Genomic DNA, 19,433 nt, shown 5'->3' with positions numbered 1-19,433 from the left:
TATGACGCGCTGTTTTTTGTCATAACTGAATTGTATGAAAAACAATCAGAAATAATGCGTCGCTTCACAACAAAAAAGTGCATTTTCCGTCGCTGCGATCGGCATAAACTCGAAATTAGCATTGTTTGATAAAAAAAGGATAACAAAAATGACACATCCGATTGTTGAAGCACTGCAGGGCAACGAAGCGCAGTTTATTGAGCTGCGGCGACATTTTCATCAGCATCCTGAGATCGGTTTTGAGGAGCAGCAAACCAGCCAGCGCGTTGCGGAACTGCTTCAGCAATGGGGATATGAGGTACATCGCGGAATGGCAAAAACCGGGGTGGTCGGCACCCTGAAAGTGGGCAACGGCAGCAAACGTCTTGGTCTTCGCGCTGATATGGATGCGTTGCCGATGCAGGAGGAGAGCGGCAAAGCGTGGAGCAGCACCGTTGAAGGCAAATTCCACGGCTGTGGTCACGACGGCCACACCACCACCCTGCTCTATGCCGCCGAGTACCTGGCGCGTACCCGCAACTTTAACGGCACGCTGCACCTGATTTTCCAGCCAGCGGAAGAGCTACTGTATGGCGGACGGGTGATGGTCGAAGATGGCCTGTTTGAGACCTTCCCCTGCGACCATATTTTTGCCCTGCATAATATGCCGGGGCAGAAACTGGGCAAAATTGGCCTGCGCGATGGCGCCATGATGGCCTCCTCGGACACTATACACATTGAAGTTAATGGCGTGGGTGGGCACGGTGCCCTGCCGGAACATACCGTCGATGCTACGCTGGTGGCCTGCCATATTACCCTCGCCCTGCAGTCGATTGTGTCGCGTAATATCACTCCGTTTGAACCCGCCGTGGTGACGGTCGGCAGTATTCAGGCCGGTCATGCGCCCAACATCATCAATGACAAAGTTCTGATGAAACTGACCGTGCGCACCCTGAACGAAAAGGTGCGTCAAACCGTCCTGCAGCGCATCCACGATATCGCCGTTGCGCAGGCAGAGAGCTTCAACGCCACGGCCACCATCCGCCATATCAACGGCAGCCCGGTGCTCATCAATAATCCTGCGGCCAACGAGATGGTGCGTACCGTCGCCCAGGATCTGTTCGGACAGGATGCTGTGGCCGCTATCGGTTCATTCATGGGCAGTGAAGACTTCGCCTTTATGCTTGAAAAGAACCCTGACGGCTGTTACTTCACCATCGGCGCGGGCGATGAAGCGGATCGCTGCATGGTGCATAACCCGGGCTATGACTTTAACGACAAGATCCTGATCACCGGCGCCGCACTCTGGAGCGCCCTGACTGAACACTATCTGCGTTGATCCCATATCCCCAGGAGGGCTGCACAATGAGTACCGTTCCCCTGACAGGCACCCCGGCTTTCGCAGGTAACGATCGACTGCTGGCGGGTATTGTGCTGAGCGTTCTGACATTCTGGTTATTTGCCCAGTCGGTGATTAACGTCGTGCCGGCCATGAAAAATAGCCTCGACATATCCCTGGAGACGCTCACGCTGGCAGTCAGTCTCAGCGCGTTATTCAGCGGCTGCTTTGTGGTCGCCAGCGGTGGCTTTGCCGATAAGTTTGGCCGCGTGCGCCTGACGGTTATCGGCCTGGTGCTGAGTATCATCGGCAGCGGTCTGCTGTTTCTGGCCCGGGAACCGGTGCTTTTCCTGCTGGGACGGGCGATCCAAGGGCTGTCGGCAGCGTGCATTATGCCCGCGACACTGGCGTTGATTAAAACCTGGTACGACGGTAAAGCGCGCCAGCGGGCGATCAGCTTCTGGGTCATTGGCTCATGGGGCGGCAGCGGCCTGAGCTCGTTTGTTGGCGGCGCGATTGCCACCAGCCTGGGCTGGCGCTGGATTTTTGTTTTTTCCATCGCGATGGCCCTGGCTGCACTGCTGTTGATCCGTGGTACGCCGGAAAGCCGAAGCGCCAGTGCTGGTCAGCACAAGCTGGATATTGGCGGGTTGGTGAGTTTTGTCTGTATGCTGGTGCTGCTCAACCTGTTTATCAGCAAAGGGCATAGCTGGGGCTGGGGCAGCGGCCTGTCACTGACGGTGCTGGGGGCAACGATCCTCGCGGCACTGGGCTTTATCGTTACCGGCCTGCGCAAAGGCGATGCGGCGCTGATTGATTTTGCGCTGTTTAAAAACCGGGCCTACAGCGCGGCGGTGCTCTCGAACTTCATGCTCAACGGCTGTATTGGCACCATGATGATCACCAGCATCTGGTTACAGCAGGGCCATCATCTGACGCCTTTGCAAACCGGAATGATGACGCTGGGGTATCTGGTGACGGTGCTCGCCATGATTCGCGTGGGAGAAAAGCTGCTTCAACGCTATGGCGCCCGCCTGCCGATGATGACCGGCCCGGTGTTGACCGCAATCGGCATCACCTTTATCTCCTGCACTTTCCTGAGCAAAGAGATCTATATCGTGACCGTCTTTTTCAGCAACGTCCTCTTTGGCCTCGGGCTGGGCTGTTATGCCACGCCATCCACAGACACGGCGGTGATGAACGCGCCAGAGAGCAAAGTTGGGGTGGCATCAGGGATCTATAAGATGGGCAGTTCGCTGGGCGGAGCAATGGGGATCGCCGTAACGGCTTCACTGTATGCCCTGCTGCTACCGCTGGGCATGGCCAGCGCCGCCCAGTATGCGCTGCTGTTTAACAGTGCGATTTGTCTCGGTTCGGCGGTGGTGGCCTGGGCGTTATTACCCAAATTGCGGGCCCCTTAGTAACAGAGGCCGCAGGGCTATCAGGCGATGTTCAGGTATTTGTGCGTCTGCATCGACAGACGCCAGTTACGCGCAATACAGGTCTCAATACACAGACGGGTGGCATCCTCTTTCTGGCTGATGGGCTGCAGCGCAATAACGCGCTGTTTTTCGTCCGTCAGCGTTGCCAGCAGCTCGTCCAGCGCTTCGATATCGCGCGTGCGCCCGACCGGGTGTTTGATCTCATCGGCACGCTCCAGCGCCTGGGAGAGGATGTCGTAGCCGCCACGCATATTTACTTTTGGCGATACCGTCACCCAGGTGGTGTGGGAGCAGCGCACTTCATGGGTGCCGCTGGTCTCAATCTGGCAGCTAAAGCCGTTCTTCTCCAGCAGCATGGTGAGCGGCATTAAGTCATGAATGCAGGGTTCGCCGCCGGTGATCACCACGTGGCGCGCGGTCCAGCCCTGGCGGCCAATGATCGCCAGCAGATCTTCCGGATTGGCTGCGCCCCATTTGTCGCTCTCTTTGGTTTTGGCCAGGATGCTAAACAGCGACACTTCCCGATCCGCGAGCTTATCCCAGGTATGTTTGGTGTCGCACCAGGCACAGCCAACCGGGCATCCCTGCAGACGAATAAAAATAGCGGGAACGCCGGTGAAGTAACCCTCGCCTTGCAGGGTCTGGAACATCTCGTTAATCGGGTACTGCATAGTTATCTCTGGTCAGATTTACGGGGGGGCATTATTGCAGATCGCACATAATCAGGCAAAACAACCCCGGCCACGATTTTATTCCTGTCAGTTTAAGGATAGCCAGGCTAACACCCTTAGGGTAGAAAGCCGTTGTCAGAAGGCAATGTTAAAAACATTAAAACTTACGCTACGCTTTTAAGATATCGCCCACCCGGCTGTCGACGTTAACCCCCCTTGACTGAGTAGCCATCAGAATACTGGACAAGCAGAATGAGCCATTTTGCGGTAATAACGCTACCGTTATACAGCCATATGCGCGCTATGGAAGCACTGGCAAAACACCTTATCGTGCGCGGCCATCGGGTCACTTTTTTTCAGCAGGAAGAGGCTCGCACGCTGCTCAGGGAACCGCAGGCGCGCTTCATCGCCGTGGGTCACCCGACGCCGTCTGCGATGAATGAGCCAGGTTTTTTCCGCCTGATATCAGATATGGCAAGCGTTACCGATATGCTGTGCCGCGAACTGCCTCTCGCCTTCCGACAGCACAATATTGACGCCGTGATTGTTGATCAGATGGAGCCGGCTGGAGGGCTGGTTGCACAAGCGCTCAACCTGCCCTTTATCTCCATCTGCTGCGCCCTGCCGGTAAACCGGGATAACACTATTCCCTTGCCGGTGATGCCTTTTCGCTATGGCACCAGCAATCGCAGCCGGAAATTATACGCTTCCAGTGCGGATGTGTATGACTGGCTGATGTCGAGACAGGGGCGAGTGATTGCCCGTCATGCCCGGGCGTTTGGTCTGTCCTCGCGCAACAGGCTGGATCAATGCCTGTCGCCGTTGGCGCAAATCAGCCAGACCATCCCAGGCTTTGATTTTCCACGCACCTTGCCCGCCTGCTTCCATGCGGTAGGTCCGCTACGCTACGATCCGCCAACGGTCTCTTCCGGCAATAAGAAGCCGTTTGTTTTTGCGTCATTAGGTACGCTCCAGGGCTACCGCTACGGGCTGTTCCGCACAATTGCCCGCGCCTGCCGACAGGCTGGTGTGCCCTTGCTTATTGCCCACTGTGACAGACTGAATGCAAGTCAAACCGCCCGGCTGGCACGTGCCGGGGCGAAAACCGTAGGATTTACCGATCAGCTGGCGGTATTGCGCGATGCCAGCGCCGTCATCACCCACGCTGGGCTGAATACGGTTATGGATGCCATCGCCACCGCCACGCCGATCCTCGCCGTGCCTCTGGCGTTTGATCAGCCAGGCGTCGCCGCCCGAGTGGTCTTCAGCGGCATTGGCCTTAAGGCCTGCCGTTTTTCGCCGAGCCGCACGCTCAGCCAGCATCTTCTCGACCTGCTGGAAAATAAGCAGTACACGCAGCGCATCACCGCCCTCCAGACTCAGCTGATTAACGCCGGAGGGGCAGCGCGGGCTGCCGAAATTATTGAACAGGCGGTATGCACACGTCATAGCGTACCGACGGTGTGATGATAAAAAAAAACCCGCCGAAGCGGGTTTTTCTAAAGATGAAGGTTCAGCGTGAATTACTGACCTTTGATCTCTTTACGACCGTTGTAAGGTGCTTTTTCGCCCAGCGCTTCTTCGATACGAATCAACTGGTTGTATTTAGCAACACGGTCAGAACGGCTCATAGAACCAGTTTTGATCTGGCCAGCAGCGGTACCAACAGCCAGGTCAGCGATGGTCGCGTCTTCAGTTTCGCCTGAACGGTGAGAGATAACGGCAGTGTAACCAGCGTCTTTCGCCATTTTGATCGCAGCCAGAGTTTCGGTCAGAGAACCGATCTGGTTGAATTTGATCAGGATGGAGTTAGCGATGCCTTTCTCGATACCTTCTTTCAGGATTTTGGTGTTGGTTACGAACAGGTCGTCACCAACCAGCTGGATTTTGTCGCCCAGTACTTTAGTCTGGTATGCGAAACCATCCCAGTCAGACTCGTCCAGACCATCTTCGATGGAGACGATTGGGTACTGTTTGGTCAGCTCTTCCAGGAAGTGAGTGAACTCTTCGGAAGTGAACGCTTTGTTGCCTTCGCCAGCCAGAACGTATTTACCGTCTTTGTAGAATTCAGATGCTGCGCAGTCCATCGCCAGGGTGATGTCGGTGCCCAGCTCGTAGCCTGCTGCTTTAACTGCTTCAGCGATTACGGCCAGTGCTTCGGCGTTAGAACCCAGGTTAGGTGCATAACCACCTTCGTCACCAACAGCGGTGTTCATGCCTTTGGCTTTCAGAACTTTTGCCAGGTGATGGAAAACTTCAGAACCCATACGGATGGCTTCTTTAACAGTTTTCGCGCCAACCGGCTGAATCATGAATTCCTGGATGTCGACGTTGTTGTCAGCGTGCTCACCGCCGTTGATGATGTTCATCATCGGAACTGGCATGGAGTATTTGCCTGGAGTGCCGTTCAGTTCAGCAATGTGTTCGAACAGTGGCTGACCTTTAGAAGCTGCTGCTGCTTTGGCGTTTGCCAGGGAAACAGCCAGGATTGCGTTCGCACCGAAGTTAGATTTGTTTTCAGTACCGTCCAGATCGATCATGATCTTGTCAATGCCAGCCTGATCTTTGGCATCTTTGCCAAGGATTGCCTGAGCAATAGGACCGTTTACTGCGCCAACCGCTTTGGTTACGCCTTTGCCCAGGAAGCGGGATTTGTCGCCATCGCGCAGTTCCAGCGCTTCGCGGGAACCAGTAGAAGCACCTGACGGCGCAGCAGCCATACCTACGAAACCACCTTCCAGGTGTACTTCGGCTTCAACAGTCGGGTTACCACGGGAGTCGATGATTTCACGACCGATGACTTTAACGATTTTGGACATTAGATTTTCCTCAGTACAAGTTAAACTAAAACTCCAGACAAACAGCGCGTACCCTTGGTACGCGCTGCCGTTCTAACTTTTCTTACTTCGCCTGACGCTTCTGGAACTCCGTCGCGGCTTTTACAAAGCCAGCAAACAGCGGATGTCCATCACGCGGCGTAGAAGTAAATTCCGGGTGGAACTGGCAGGCAACGAACCACGGGTGGTTCGGCACTTCGATGATCTCGACCAACTGATCATCCCCGGAGCGGCCCGCAATACGCAGACCCGCAGCTTCAATTTGTTTCAACAGCAGGTTGTTCACTTCATAACGGTGACGATGGCGTTCAGTGATGACTGGCGCACCGTACATCTGGCGTACCAGGCTGTCATCAGAGAGCTGGCAAGCCTGAGAACCCAGACGCATCGTGCCACCCAGATCGCTTTTCTCGGTACGGACTTCGACGTTACCTTCTTCGTCGCGCCATTCGGTAATCAGCGCCACAACAGGGTACTTACAGTCTGGCACAAATTCCGTAGAGTTCGCGTTTTCCATGCCCACCACATTACGGGCAAATTCAATCAGTGCAACCTGCATACCCAGGCAAATGCCGAGGTAAGGAATATTGTTTTCACGCGCATAGCGTGCGGTAGCGATCTTGCCTTCAACGCCACGGTAGCCGAAGCCGCCAGGGATCAGAATAGCATCCAGATCTTTCAGAATTTCTACACCGCGGGTTTCAACATCCTGCGAATCGATCAGCTTGATGTTGACGGTTACGCGGTTTTTCAGGCCACCGTGTTTCAGCGCTTCGATAACGGACTTATAGGCGTCCGGCAGTTCGATGTACTTGCCGACCATACCGATAGTCACTTCGCCTGCCGGGTTCGCTTCTTCGTAAATAACCTGTTCCCATTCAGACAGGTTAGCTTCCGGACAGTTCAAGCTGAATCGTTTACAAATATAATCGTCCAGGCCCTGTGATTTCAACAGGCCCGGAATTTTATAAATGGAATCGACATCTTTCATTGAAATAACGGCTTTTTCTGGCACGTTACAGAACAATGCAATTTTTGCACGTTCGTTGGCCGGAACCGCACGATCGGAGCGGCAGACCAGAATATCTGGCTGAATACCGATGGAGAGCAGCTCTTTAACGGAGTGCTGGGTCGGTTTGGTTTTCACTTCACCTGCGGCAGCCATGTACGGCACCAGAGTCAGGTGCATGAACAGCGCGTGTTCGCGACCAATGTCCACCGCCAGCTGACGGATCGCTTCGAGGAACGGCAGGGATTCGATATCGCCTACGGTACCGCCGATTTCTACCAGCACGACGTCGTGGCCTTCACCACCGGCAATGATGCGCTCTTTAATGGCGTTGGTGATGTGTGGGATAACCTGAACGGTTGCGCCCAGGTAGTCACCGCGACGCTCTTTACGCAGAACGTCGGAGTAGATACGGCCAGTCGTGAAGTTGTTACGGCGGGTCATTTTGGTGCGAATGAAGCGCTCGTAGTGACCCAGGTCCAGGTCGGTTTCAGCGCCGTCTTCAGTAACGAACACTTCCCCGTGTTGGATCGGGCTCATGGTACCTGGATCGACGTTGATGTACGGATCCAGCTTCATCATGGTCACATTGAGGCCACGGGCTTCAAGAATGGCTGCGAGGGAGGCTGCGGCAATGCCTTTACCCAGAGAGGATACAACCCCGCCGGTCACAAAAATATAGTTCGTTGTCATGCTGAACCTGAGAAGTTAGGGTGAAACGATGGAATAACCAGGACGGGAAAGTAGTATACCCGAACACGGCGAGCGCCACAAACTTTCATTCTCCGTCTCCTGTCTCAGGCTTTGACTCATATTGGGAGTGAGAAAATAGCCCCTTTTGAGTAAATGTTTTTGACGCAAATCAAGCGCTTGTCATTTAAAAAATCACACAAATTGCGCTTGATCGCAAAAACCCGTTAGAGATCAGATTCCTGGCGTTTTACTTCCTGCCAGACTTCTTCCATCGCATCGAGGTCCACGCCGGTCATTTCCAGGCCGCGAGCCGCGATAATGCGCTCCACTTCCCGGAAGCGGCGCTCGAATTTGAGGTTCGCTTTCTGCAGCGCCACTTCAGCTTTGACGCCCAGATGACGGGAAAGATTGACGGTGGCAAACAGCAGATCGCCCATCTCCTCTTCAAGCTTCTCCTGATCCACTACCGCCTGCTGCGCTTCGTGCATCACCTCGTCAATCTCTTCATGCACCTTGTCGAGCACCGGGCCTAAGGATGTCCAGTCAAACCCCACCGTCGAACAACGTTTCTGGATCTTGTGCGCGCGCATCAGCGCCGGCAGGCTTAACGGAATATCGTCCAGCGCGGAATGTTGCGATTTTTCAGCCCGTTCCGCGCTTTTAATCTGCTCCCAGCGGGCCAGAACCTCGGTACTGTTTTCGGCGGTAGCATCACCAAAGATGTGCGGGTGGCGGCGCTCCAGCTTGTCGCTGATGGCGGCGCAGATATCGTTGAAATCGAAGCGCCCCTCTTCCTGGGCCATCTGCGCATAGAACACCACCTGGAACAGCAGGTCACCCAGCTCGCCACGCAGATCGTCAAAATCTTCCCGGGAGATAGCGTCCAGCACCTCGTAGGTCTCTTCCAGAGTGTAGGGGGCGATGGTGGCGAAAGTCTGCTCTTTGTCCCACGGACAGCCGTTTTCCGGGTCGCGCAGACGTTGCATAATGCCGAGCAGGCGGTCGATTTGGGTCATAGTTTTGTCCTGATAAAAAAATGCCGGGTGGCGGCTTACGCCTTACCCGGCCTACAAAAGAAGGTGCGATTAGCCGCCGTGCAGACGGCGGGCGTCGATCACATCCGGCACCTGGTTCAGCTTGCCGAGCACGCGGCCCAGCACCTGCAGGTTATAGATTTCGATGGTCATATCAATGGTGGCGAGCTGCTGGCGCGTATCGCTGCGGCTGGCGACGCCCAGCACGTTCACCTTCTCGTTCGCCAGAATGGTGGTGATATCGCGCAGCAGGCCGCTGCGATCGTTGGCTGAGACCCGCACTACCAGTGAATAACCGGCAGAATAGCTCTCGCCCCACACCGCATCCACGATGCGTTCCGGCGCGTGGGACTGTAAATCATCCAGCTGATCGCAGTCCGCACGGTGAATGGAGATCCCGCGCCCCTGGGTGATAAAGCCGACAATCTCGTCCCCCGGGATTGGCTGGCAGCAGCGGGCAATATGGTGCATCAGGTTGCCGACGCCCTCCACCACCACTCTGCCTTTGTCTTTTTCTTTGCCACGGTGCGAGGGAGCGTAGCTTTTCTGCTGAAGCTGCTTCAGCGCCGCCGCATCTTGCTCTTCCGCGCTCGGTTTGTTGAATTGTGCCTGCAGGAAATTCACCATCTGGTTAAGGCGAATATCCCCACCGCCAATGGCGGCCAGCAGCTCATCCAGCTCGTTAAAGTTGTAGCGCGGCAGGAGGAATTTTTCTGCCTCTTTCAGGTGGATGCCTAAATGCTCCAGCTCATCATCAAGGATCTGGCGTCCGGCAAGAATATTCTTGTCGCGATCCTGCTTGCGGAACCAGGCATGAATTTTTGAGCGCCCGCGGCTGGTGGTGACATAGCCGAGGTTCGGGTTCAGCCAGTCGCGGCTCGGGTTCGGCTGTTTCTGGGTAATGATCTCAATCTGGTCGCCCATCTGCAGCTGGTAGGTGAACGGCACGATACGCCCGCCGATTTTAGCGCCGATGCAGCGATGCCCCACATCGCTATGGATATGGTAGGCGAAGTCGAGCGGCGTTGAGCCTGCCGGCAGGTCAACCACGTCGCCTTTCGGCGTAAAGACGTAGACCCGGTCGTCAAAGACCTGGCTGCGCAATTCGTCGAGCATTTCACCGGAGTCGGCCATCTCCTCCTGCCACGCAATCAGCTTACGCAGCCAGGCGATACGATCTTCATGACCGGAGCGCGCCCCGCTTGTGGGTCCCTCTTTATACTTCCAGTGCGCGGCGACGCCCAGCTCGGACTCTTCATGCATCTGCTTGGTACGGATCTGGATTTCGACGGTTTTGCCGCCCGGCCCCAGCACCACGGTATGGATCGACTGGTAGCCGTTCGGTTTCGGATTGGCGACATAGTCGTCAAACTCATCCGGCAGATGGCGGTAATGGGTGTGGACAATCCCCAGAGCGGCGTAGCAGTCCTGCAGCCGCTCGGCGACGATACGCACGGCGCGCACATCAAACAGCTCGTCAAAGGCGAGATGTTTTTTCTGCATTTTGCGCCAGATGCTGTAGATATGCTTCGGACGGCCATAGACTTCGGCCTTCACGCCCTCTTCTTTCATCGACTTACGTAAGCCGCCGACAAACTCATCGATGTAGTGTTCCCGATCGATACGGCGCTCGTGCAGCAGCTTAGCAATGCGTTTGTATTCCGCCGGGTGCAGGTAGCGGAAGCAGTAATCCTCCAGCTCCCATTTCAGCTGGCCGATGCCCAGACGGTTCGCCAGCGGGGCATAGATGTTGGTGCACTCTTTCGCCGCCAGCACGCGTTCGTCTTCCGGCGCGTCTTTGACTTCCCGCAGGTGGGCGACGCGCTCGGCAAGCTTAATCACCACGCAGCGGAAATCATCCACCATCGCCAGCAGCATACGACGAACGTTATCCACCTGTTCAGACGAGACCGAATCGGTGTGGGTGGCTTTCAGCTGACGGATGGCGGCCATATCGCGCACGCCGTGGATCAGCGCCACGATCGATTTCCCGACGCTTTCGCGCAACACCTCTTCTGTGACCACCTCGGCGTCGGCCAGCGGGAAGAGCATAGCCGCACGGAGGGTGTCGATATCCATACTCAGCATGGAGAGGATCTCAACCATCTCTACGCCGCGCCACAGCAGCAGCTCGGCATCGGGATGCCCCTGTGTGGTGCGCAGACAGTAGGCCCATGTTTCGGTTAAGCGTTCACACGACTGCTGGCTGGCGATCCCCAGACTTGCGATCCATTTTTGTGGGTCAAACTCACCAGCTTTATTGAGATGTGCACTTCTTACCGCAACCATTGTCCTCTCCTTTAGGGACCCCTGCCTGTCGAATTCGACAAGCCGAAACTCATCAATTGTGTTCAAACAACGCCATTGATTCCAGATGCCCAGTGTGCGGGAACATATCAAGCATTGCCAGACGCTGAATCTGGTAACCCGCCGCTAATAACGCCTCGCTATCGCGGGCAAGCGTCGCCGGATTACAGGAAACATAGACCACACGTTTGGGGGCCAGTTTAATAATATGCTGCATCACGCCTGGCGCGCCTGCGCGTGCCGGATCAAGCAGAATTTTATCGAAACCGTGCGCCGCCCATGGCTGCTGTGTAACATCCTCTTCCAGATTCTCGTGAAAAAATGTCACGTTTTGCAGCGCATTGTGTACAGCGTTATCGCGCCCCTTTTCCACCAGCGCCGCCACCCCTTCAACGCCGACCACGCTTCGTGCCCGTTTTGCCAGCGGCAGGGTAAAGTTGCCCATCCCGCAAAACAGGTCGAGCACCCGATCCTCCGGCTGAATATCCAGCCACGCCAGCGCAGTCGCGACCATCTGCTGGTTAACGCCGTCATTCACCTGGATGAAGTCGCGCGGGCTGAACGTTAAGCGTAGCCCGTCTGAATCATACCAGGGCGTTTCCCCGCTCAGTTGCTCAAGTATCTCGCTTTGCGGGGCGAGATAAAGGTCAAGCTCATGGGAATGCGAAAAGCGTTCCAGTTTTTCGCGATCTTTGGCCGAAAGCGGTGCAGTATGGCGCAGCACCATCAGCGGGCCGCTGTTCGCCAGCACCAGTTCAACGTGCCCAAGATGACGTACGCCCTGCAGGTCAGAGAGGCATTTGCGCACTTCTGGCAGCAATGCCTCAAGACGGGGCACCAGAATGGGGCACTCTCTGACATCAACGATATCGCTGGAGTTGGCCTTGCGAAAGCCCATCTCCAGACGAGCGGTTTTCGGCTGATAATTGAGGCTCAGACGCGCCCGGCGGCGGTAGCCCCAGGGTTTATCTGCGATCACCTCATCGACGTCGTGCTTCAGCAAACGCGCCAGGGCGTTGCTTTTGCTGCGCTCCTGCAGCGCGACGCTGGCATGCTGCTGTTGGCAGCCGCCGCAGACGCCAAAGTGCGGGCAGCGGGGCGTTTCGCGTTCCGGGCTATCATTAAGACGGCGCTTTACCTGCCCGCGAGCGTACTGACGTTTCTCTTCCGTCAGGGTGATTTCCGCACGCTCCTGGGGCAGCAGGCCGGGAATAAATACGGTCTTGCCCTCGTGGCGCGCCACCCCCTGTCCGAACGGATCGAGGTCTGTCACTTCAACAGTTATGATCTGACGCGTCGTCACGCGTCGCTTTGCAGAGTAGAATTGCGCCATCGCCGGGAATTTTCTCAAATGAACATATTGACTCTAATTGTCCCATAACGGAACTCCATGACCAACTACAGCCTGCGTGCGCGCATGATGATTTTGATCCTCGCCCCTACCGTACTCATTGGTTTACTGCTGAGTACCTTCTTCGTGGTGCACCGTTATAACGACCTGCAACGTCAGCTCGAGGACGCCGGTGCCAGCATTATTGAGCCGCTCGCGGTCTCCAGCGAGTACGGCATGAACCTGCAAAATCGCGAGCCCATCGGCCAGCTCATCAGCATTCTGCACCGTCGGCATTCGGACATTGTGCGGGCGATTTCAGTGTATGACCAAAATAATCACCTGTTCGTGACCTCCAATATTCAGCTTGATCCGGACACCCTGAAGCTGCCGGATGGTACGGCGTTTCCAAAGCGGCTGAGCGTGATCCGCCAGGGTGAAAAAATGATCCTGCGCACCCCCATTATTTCGGAAAGCTATTCACCGGATGAATCTCCCGCGTCGGACGCTAAGCCCAATAACAACTTGCTGGGATATGTGGCGCTGGAGCTGGATCTCAAGTCCGTGCGGCTGCAACAGTATCGGGAGATCTTTATCTCCACGGTGATGATGCTGTTTTGTATTGGCATTGCGCTGATCTTCGGCTGGCGTCTGATGCGGGATGTAACCAGCCCCATCCGCAACATGGTGAATACCGTCGACCGGATCCGCCGGGGCCAGCTCGACAGCCGCGTCGAAGGCTTTATGCTCGGCGAGCTGGATATGCTGAAAAACGGCATCAACTCGATGGCCATGTCGCTGGCGGCATACCATGAGGAGATGCAGCATAACGTCGATCAGGCCACTTCCGACCTGCGCGAAACGCTGGAGCAGATGGAGATCCAGAACGTTGAGCTGGATCTGGCTAAAAAACGCGCCCAGGAGGCGGCACGCATCAAGTCGGAGTTCCTGGCGAATATGTCCCACGAGCTGCGCACCCCGCTCAATGGGGTGATTGGCTTTACCCGCCTGACCCTGAAAACCGAGCTCAACCCGACCCAGCGCGACCACCTGCATACCATTGAACGCTCCGCCAATAACCTGCTGGCGATCATCAATGACGTGCTGGACTTCTCCAAGCTCGAGGCGGGCAAACTGATCCTCGAGAGCATTCCGTTCCCGCTGCGCAACACCCTGGATGAGGTGGTCACCCTGCTGGCGCACTCCTCCCATGACAAGGGGCTGGAGCTTACGCTGAACATTAAAAATGATGTGCCGGACAACGTCATTGGCGATCCGCTGCGCCTGCAACAGGTGATCACCAACCTGGTGGGTAACGCCATTAAGTTCACCGAGAGCGGGAACATCGACGTGCTGGTCGAAAAACGCTCCATCAGCAATACCAAAGTGCAGATTGAGGTGCAGATCCGCGACACGGGGATCGGTATTCCTGAGCGCGATCAGTCCCGGCTGTTCCAGGCCTTCCGCCAGGCCGACGCCAGCATCTCCCGCCGCCACGGCGGTACCGGGCTGGGGCTGGTCATCACGCAAAAACTGGTTAATGAGATGGGGGGCGATATCTCCTTCCACAGCCAGCCTAACCGGGGCTCGACCTTCTGGTTCCATATCAACCTCGACCTGAACCCGAACGTGCTTACCGATCGTCTGGCCATGGATTGTCTGCAGGGTAAACGGCTGGCGTACGTGGAGCCCAATACCGCCGCCGCGCAAAGCACCCTCGATGTGTTAAGCACGACACCGCTGGAGGTGGTCTACAGTCCGAACTTCTCCACGCTGCCGGTTGACCATTACGACATCCTGCTGCTGGGGATCCCGGTGACCTTTACCGGCGATCTGACCATGCAGGAGGAGCGGCTGGCGAAAGCGGCCTCGATGACCGATTACCTGCTGCTGGCCCTGCCCTGCCATGCCCAGATCAACGCCGAGGAGCTAAAACATGACGGGGCGGCCGCCTGCCTGCTGAAACCGCTGACGGCCACGCGCCTGTTGCCAACGCTGACGGAATATTGCCGTCTGAACCATCACATCGCACCGATTATCAGCGATGAGAGCAAACTGCCGATGACCGTGATGGCGGTGGATGACAACCCCGCCAACCTGAAGCTGATCGGGGCGCTGCTGGAGGATCAGGTTCAACATGTCGAACTGTGCGAGAGCGGTTTGCAGGCCGTGGAGCGAGCAAAGGAGAAGCCGTTTGACCTGATCATGATGGATATCCAGATGCCCGGTATGGACGGCATCCGCGCTTGTGAACTGATTCGCCAGCTTCCCCATCAGCAGCAAACCCCGGTGATTGCCGTGACGGCGCATGCGATGGCGGGGCAAAAGGAGAAGCTGCTGAGCGCCGGGATGAACGACTATCTGGCGAAGCCGATTGAAGAAGAGAAACTGCACAGCCTGCTGCTGCGCTACAAACCCGGCCCTACCACAGGTCACTGGCTCCCCGCACCGGAGGTCCCGCCGGTGGTCCCGGAGATCGTAGTTAACGGCAGTGTCACCCTCGACTGGCAGCTGGCGCTGCGTCAGGCGGCGGGCAAAAACGACCTCGCGCGGGAGATGCTGCAGATGCTGGTCGCATTCCTGCCAGAGATCCGCAATAAAGTGGAAGAGCAGCTGGTGGGAGAAAACCCGGAAGATCTGGTCGGGGCGATCCACAAGCTGCACGGCAGCTGCGGGTACAGCGGGGTGCCGCGTCTTAAGAATCTCTGTCAGCTGCTGGAGCAGCAGTTACGTTCCGGCACGCCGGAAAGCGAGCTGGAGCCGGAGTTCCTGGAGTTGCTGGATGAGATGGATAACGTCACGCGGGAAGCGATGAAGGTGCTGGGGTCGTAAGGCCCCTCTCCCGACAGGAAGAGGGGGACCAGAAGGGGTTACAGCCCCCTTCCCACTTTTAATACGGCGGCGATATTGCGGGCCGCCATCCGCACGTTTTCTTCGGCATCTTCCAGCGCCTCTTCCAGCGTGCAGACGGTATAAATCACGCTGAATACCGCGTCGATACCATGGTCGTGCACCACGCCGACATCCGCCGTCAGGCTGCCCGCCAGGCCAATGACCGGTTTATTGTAGCGTTTGGCAATCTTCGCCACCCCTACCGGCACTTTGCCATGAACGGTCTGGCTGTCGATCCGCCCTTCGCCGGTGATCACCAAATCGGCATCGGCCACCAGGCCGTCGAGATTGAGCGCATCGGTGACGATTTCAATACCCTGACGCAGCTGCGCGCCGCAGAACGCGTACAACGCCGCGCCCATACCGCCCGCCGCGCCGCCACCCGCCAGCCCGAGCACGTCAACGTCCAGGTCGCGGGCGATGATTCGGGCATACTGCGTCAGCGCGCGATCGAGGCGCACGATCATCTCTGAGGTCGCCCCCTTCTGTGGACCAAACACGGCGGTAGCGCCGTTGTCGCCGGTCAGCGGGTTAGTGACGTCGCATGCCACCTCAATGCGGCACGACGTCAGCCGTTTATCCAGACCACTGATATCGATACGAGCCAGCCTTTCCAGTTCACCGCCGCCGGGACCGATGGCGTGACCCTGTTCGTCCAGCAGCTTCGCACCCAGCGCCTGCACCATTCCTGCACCGCCATCGTTGGTGGCGCTGCCGCCAATCCCAATGATGATATGTTTTACGCCTGCATCCAGGGCATGGCGGATCAGCTCCCCGGTTCCCCAGGAGGTGGTTTTCAGCGGATTGCGCTGGGCCGGGGGAACCAGCTCCAGACCGCTGGCCGCCGCCATCTCGATGAATGCGCTTTTTCCATCGCCGGAGCGGCCATAAAAACCGTCAACATGCTCGCCGAGCGGCCCCGTTACGCGTACCTGAATAATTTCACCCTGGGTGGCGGCGACCATCGCTTCCACGGTGCCCTCCCCACCATCGGCAACCGGCAGTTTCACGTACTCCGCCGTGGGGAAAATCTCGCAAAATCCTTGCTCTATCGCCGTTGCCACTGCCAGGGCACTCAGGCTCTCTTTGTAAGAGTCCGGTGCGATCACTATTTTCATAAGCCGTCCTTACGCATGTTGACTACCATAAGCATACACCCGTCACGCAAGAGAAAATGCCGACTCCCGCAGGAACCGGCACCGGACTTAACGCACCATGCAAGGGCGTTTGTTGTTGAAGGTCCACTCCGGGATCAGGTACTGCATCGCCATCGCGTCGTCGCGTGCGCCCAGACCGTGCTGCAGATAGAGCTCGTGCGCCTTCATCACTTGATCCATATCCAGTTCCACGCCCAGACCCGGCGTGGTTGGCACCTGCACCATACCGCCCTTGATTTCGTACGGCTGTTTGGTCAGGCGCTGGTTGCCCTCCTGCCAGATCCAGTGGGTGTCGATGGCGGTGATGTTGCCCGGCGCGGCAGCGGCCACGTGGGTAAACATCGCCAGCGAGATATCAAAGTGGTTATTGGAGTGCGAGCCCCAGGTCAGGCCGAACTCGTGACACATCTGCGCCACGCGCACCGAGCCCTGCATGGTCCAGAAGTGCGGGTCCGCCAGCGGGATATCCACCGACTGCAACGACAGGGTATGACCCATCTGACGCCAGTCGGTGGCGATCATATTGGTGGCGGTTGGCAGACCGGTGGCACGGCGGAACTCGGCCATCACTTCACGTCCGGAGAAGCCCTGCTCAGCACCGCACGGATCTTCCGCATAGGCCAGCACACCCTTCAGACGTTTACCGATGCGGATCGCCTCATCCAGCGACCAGGCTCCGTTTGGATCGAGGGTGACGCGCGCCTGTGGGAAGCGTTTCGCCAGCGCAATGATCGATTCGGCTTCTTCTTCACCCGCCAGCACGCCGCCCTTCAGTTTGAAATCGTTAAAACCGTACTTCTCGTAGGCCGCTTCCGCCAGACGGACCACCGCATCAGGGGTCATCGCCTCTTCATGGCGCAGGCGATACCAGTCGCACTGCTCATCCGGCTGGCTCTGGTACGGCAGCGGGGTCAGCTTGCGGTTGCCGACGAAGAACAGGTAGCCCAGCATCTCCACTTCGGTGCGCTGCTGCCCATCACCCAGCAGGGAGGCGACGTTAACGCCCAGATGCTGACCCAGCAGATCGAGCATCGCCGCTTCAATGCCGGTCACGACGTGAATAGTGGTGCGCAGGTCGAAGGTCTGTAAACCGCGGCCACCCGCGTCACGGTCGGCAAATTCGTTACGTACGGCGTTAAGAACGTTTTTATAGGCGCCGAGGGTTTGCCCCACCACCAGCGGGATCGCCTCTTCCAGTGTTTTACGGATCTTCTCGCCACCCGGGATTTCACCTACCCCGGTGTGACCGGAGTTATCTTTGATGATCACAATATTACGGGTGAAGAACGGGGCATGGGCGCCGCTCAGGTTCATCAGCATGCTGTCATGGCCGGCAACCGGGATAACCTGCATGGAGGTCACAACAGGAGTAGTAAACGTGCTCATAATTCCATCCTTTAATCAGTGGCGACCGAACGCCGGGCGTTTACGGTCAAAGGTCCAGCCGGGGATAAGGTACTGCATTGGGCCTGCGTCATTACGCGCGCCGCCTGGCAGTTTCTTATACGCCTCATGCGCTTTGTGGATCTGATCCCAGTCAAGTTCCACGCCAAGCCCCGGTGCATCAGGTACGGCAATCTTGCCGTGTTTAATTTCGAGTGGATTTTTGGTCAGGCGCGCTTCGCCTTCCTGCCAGATCCAGTGGGTGTCGATAGCGGTCGGCGTGCCCGGTGCGGCAGCGCCGACATGGGTAAACATCGCCAGCGAAATATCAAAGTGGTTGTTGGAGTGGCAACCCCAGGTCAGGCCCCAGTCATCGCACAGCTGCGCCACCCGTACCGCGCCGGAAAGGGTCCAGAAGTGCGGGTCCGCCAGCGGAATATCGACCGCGTTGAGCATGACGGCGTGCCCCATCTCGCGCCAGTTGGTGGCGATCATGTTGGTCGCCACCGGCAGGCCCGTGGCGCGGCGGAACTCCGCCATCACCTCACGGCCAGAGAAGCCCTGCTCGGCGCCGCACGGATCTTCGGCGTAGGTCAGGACATCGCCCAGTCCTTTGCACAAGGAGATGGCCTCATCCAGCAGCCAGGCGCCGTTGGGATCCACGGTAATACGGGCATCGGGGAAGCGTTTTTTCAGGGCGCGGGCGCTCTCAATTTCTTGCTCGCCCGGCAGAACGCCGCCTTTCAGTTTGAAATCCTTAAAGCCATAGCGATCCTGCGCCGCTTCCGCCAGACGCACCACCGCCTCACTGGAGAGCGCCTCCTGATGGCGCAGGTGATACCAGTCGTGGCTGCCCGGCGAACGTTCCAGGTAAGGGAGATCGGTTTTGGTGCGATCGCCCAGGTAGAAGAGATAGCCCAGCACGGTGACCGCATCGCGCTGTTTTCCAGGGCCGAGCAGTTCGCACACCGGCACGTTCAGCGCTTTGCAGAGCAGGTCCAGCAGCGCCGCTTCCAGCGCCGCCACCGCATTCACCCGCAGTTCAAAGGTCCATGCGCCTTTGCCGAAGGTATCGAAATCGGCAGACTGGTTGCCTTTATGTACGCGCTGCACCACTTTGTTCAGGCGCGCCACCTCCTGACCCACCACCTGCGGAATGGCATCCACCAGGGTCTGGTAGATCACCTCGCCGCCTGGCGCTTCACCTACGCCGGTATTCCCGGCGTTATCGGTCAGTACCACGATATTGCGGGTAAACCAGGCGTTATGTGCGCCGCCGATGTTCAGCAGCATACTGTCCTGGCCGGCAACCGGGATAACCTTCATTTCAGTGACGACAGGGCTGGATTGCATACTCATC

General features: G+C 57.3%; 13 protein-coding genes. 4 read left to right on the top strand and 9 right to left on the bottom strand.

The genetic code is table 11. From position 1 onward, the window contains the following. Positions 1-148 precede the first annotated feature (148 nt). Entirely contained in the window at positions 149-1,318 is a 1,170-nt protein-coding gene (locus DVA44_RS04765; protein WP_114385851.1) for a M20 aminoacylase family protein, read from the top strand. Positions 1,319-1,344: 26 nt separating this feature from the next. Then, positions 1,345-2,739 carry an MFS transporter gene (locus tag DVA44_RS04760; RefSeq protein WP_114385850.1) on the top strand — a complete coding sequence of 465 codons (1,395 nt, stop codon included), beginning with the start codon at positions 1,345-1,347 and terminating at the stop codon, positions 2,737-2,739. 20 nt (positions 2,740-2,759) lie between these two features. On the opposite strand, the gene queE is transcribed toward DVA44_RS04760, so the two are convergent. After that, on the bottom strand, positions 2,760-3,431 hold the full coding sequence (queE, locus tag DVA44_RS04755; RefSeq protein ID WP_103822707.1) for a 7-carboxy-7-deazaguanine synthase QueE: 672 nt from the start codon (positions 3,429-3,431) through the stop codon (positions 2,760-2,762). Positions 3,432-3,683: 252 nt separating this feature from the next. On the opposite strand from queE, the gene DVA44_RS04750 reads away from it, so the two are divergent. Further along, positions 3,684-4,898 (top strand): glycosyltransferase, encoded by a 1,215-nt coding sequence (locus DVA44_RS04750; RefSeq protein ID WP_114385849.1) that lies wholly within the window; start codon positions 3,684-3,686, stop codon positions 4,896-4,898. A gap of 56 nt (positions 4,899-4,954) precedes the next feature. Here DVA44_RS04750 and eno read toward each other — a convergent pair whose 3' ends face one another. From eno to rlmD, 5 genes are all read right to left on the bottom strand, one after another. Beyond that, positions 4,955-6,250, bottom strand: coding sequence for a phosphopyruvate hydratase (eno, locus tag DVA44_RS04745; protein ID WP_103822709.1), 1,296 nt, complete (start codon positions 6,248-6,250; stop codon positions 4,955-4,957). Positions 6,251-6,332: 82 nt separating this feature from the next. Next, a complete protein-coding gene (pyrG, locus tag DVA44_RS04740; RefSeq protein ID WP_103180932.1) occupies positions 6,333-7,970 on the bottom strand; it encodes a glutamine hydrolyzing CTP synthase in 1,638 nt (545 codons plus the stop codon). 224 nt (positions 7,971-8,194) lie between these two features. After that, positions 8,195-8,986, bottom strand: a complete 792-nt coding sequence (gene mazG, locus DVA44_RS04735; RefSeq protein WP_103822710.1) for a nucleoside triphosphate pyrophosphohydrolase — start codon at positions 8,984-8,986, stop codon at positions 8,195-8,197. Between the two features lie 69 nt (positions 8,987-9,055). Beyond that, positions 9,056-11,293, bottom strand: a complete 2,238-nt coding sequence (gene relA / locus DVA44_RS04730) for a GTP diphosphokinase (protein ID WP_103822711.1) — start codon at positions 11,291-11,293, stop codon at positions 9,056-9,058. Positions 11,294-11,345: 52 nt separating this feature from the next. Beyond that, positions 11,346-12,644 carry a 23S rRNA (uracil(1939)-C(5))-methyltransferase RlmD gene (rlmD, locus tag DVA44_RS04725; RefSeq protein WP_114385848.1) on the bottom strand — a complete coding sequence of 433 codons (1,299 nt, stop codon included), beginning with the start codon at positions 12,642-12,644 and terminating at the stop codon, positions 11,346-11,348. Between the two features lie 57 nt (positions 12,645-12,701). Between rlmD and barA the strand changes: the two genes are divergently transcribed. Then, positions 12,702-15,473, top strand: coding sequence for a two-component sensor histidine kinase BarA (gene barA, locus DVA44_RS04720; RefSeq protein ID WP_114385847.1), 2,772 nt, complete (start codon positions 12,702-12,704; stop codon positions 15,471-15,473). A gap of 38 nt (positions 15,474-15,511) precedes the next feature. Here the strand turns inward: barA and DVA44_RS04715 are convergent, their stop codons facing one another. The 3 genes from DVA44_RS04715 to DVA44_RS04705 all read right to left on the bottom strand — a co-directional run bounded on the left by DVA44_RS04715 (position 15,512) and on the right by DVA44_RS04705 (position 19,432). Beyond that, the gene (locus DVA44_RS04715; protein ID WP_114385846.1) at positions 15,512-16,651 is read right to left on the bottom strand and encodes a glycerate kinase; all 1,140 of its coding nucleotides are present in this window, start codon (positions 16,649-16,651) and stop codon (positions 15,512-15,514) included. Positions 16,652-16,738: 87 nt separating this feature from the next. Then, positions 16,739-18,079, bottom strand: coding sequence for a glucarate dehydratase (gudD, locus tag DVA44_RS04710; RefSeq protein WP_168194507.1), 1,341 nt, complete (start codon positions 18,077-18,079; stop codon positions 16,739-16,741). Positions 18,080-18,091: 12 nt separating this feature from the next. Continuing rightward, positions 18,092-19,432, bottom strand: coding sequence for an enolase C-terminal domain-like protein (locus DVA44_RS04705; protein ID WP_114388372.1), 1,341 nt, complete (start codon positions 19,430-19,432; stop codon positions 18,092-18,094). Between the last annotated feature and the right edge of the window lies 1 nt (position 19,433).

This window comes from Leclercia sp. W17 (assembly GCF_003336325.1).
Taxonomy (GTDB): domain Bacteria; phylum Pseudomonadota; class Gammaproteobacteria; order Enterobacterales; family Enterobacteriaceae; genus Enterobacter.
This window is presented reverse-complemented; position numbering and strand designations above follow the sequence as displayed.

Bases quoted from the DNA above. Each gene is read 5' to 3' on its own strand.
- DVA44_RS04765 (WP_114385851.1), top strand. From the start codon at position 149: ATGACACATCCGATTGTTGAAGCACTGCAGGGCAACGAAGCGCAGTTT.
- DVA44_RS04760 (WP_114385850.1), top strand. From the start codon at position 1,345: ATGAGTACCGTTCCCCTGACAGGCACCCCGGCTTTCGCAGGTAACGAT.
- queE (WP_103822707.1), bottom strand. From the start codon at position 3,431: ATGCAGTACCCGATTAACGAGATGTTCCAGACCCTGCAAGGCGAGGGT.
- DVA44_RS04750 (WP_114385849.1), top strand. From the start codon at position 3,684: ATGAGCCATTTTGCGGTAATAACGCTACCGTTATACAGCCATATGCGC.
- eno (WP_103822709.1), bottom strand. From the start codon at position 6,250: ATGTCCAAAATCGTTAAAGTCATCGGTCGTGAAATCATCGACTCCCGT.
- pyrG (WP_103180932.1), bottom strand. From the start codon at position 7,970: ATGACAACGAACTATATTTTTGTGACCGGCGGGGTTGTATCCTCTCTG.
- mazG (WP_103822710.1), bottom strand. From the start codon at position 8,986: ATGACCCAAATCGACCGCCTGCTCGGCATTATGCAACGTCTGCGCGAC.
- relA (WP_103822711.1), bottom strand. From the start codon at position 11,293: ATGGTTGCGGTAAGAAGTGCACATCTCAATAAAGCTGGTGAGTTTGAC.
- rlmD (WP_114385848.1), bottom strand. From the start codon at position 12,644: ATGGCGCAATTCTACTCTGCAAAGCGACGCGTGACGACGCGTCAGATC.
- barA (WP_114385847.1), top strand. From the start codon at position 12,702: ATGACCAACTACAGCCTGCGTGCGCGCATGATGATTTTGATCCTCGCC.
- DVA44_RS04715 (WP_114385846.1), bottom strand. From the start codon at position 16,651: ATGAAAATAGTGATCGCACCGGACTCTTACAAAGAGAGCCTGAGTGCC.
- DVA44_RS04705 (WP_114388372.1), bottom strand. From the start codon at position 19,432: ATGAGTATGCAATCCAGCCCTGTCGTCACTGAAATGAAGGTTATCCCG.